We start from the raw sequence: 279 nt of genomic DNA, 5'->3' as shown, positions 1-279 counted from the left end.
CGATACCCTGATCGATATCGAGAACGCATACGGTTCGAACTTCAATGACAGCATATATGGTTCCTCCGGGCACAATGCGCTTTGGGGGGCGGATGGAAATGATCGCCTCTACGGTCTGTCTGGCAACGACGACCTATTTGGTGGCGCGGGCAACGACTCCCTTTATGGTAGCAGCGGTATAGACCGTCTGGATGGGGGCGAAGGCAATGACATTCTCTTTGGGGATGCTGGAGCCGATCAGTTGATGGGGGGCGAGGGCATAGACCGTGCGCAATACAG

The 279-nt window shown here is 55.6% G+C and carries 1 protein-coding gene; it reads left to right on the top strand.

Annotation, left to right across the window (positions count from 1 at the left end):
• The coding region (locus tag JMJ55_RS30565; RefSeq protein ID WP_407927581.1) for a calcium-binding protein at positions 1–279 on the top strand (279 nt) is incomplete at both ends.

Source organism: Belnapia mucosa (genome assembly GCF_016775475.1).
Taxonomy (GTDB): Bacteria; Pseudomonadota; Alphaproteobacteria; order Acetobacterales; family Acetobacteraceae; genus Belnapia; species Belnapia mucosa.
This window is presented reverse-complemented; position numbering and strand designations above follow the sequence as displayed.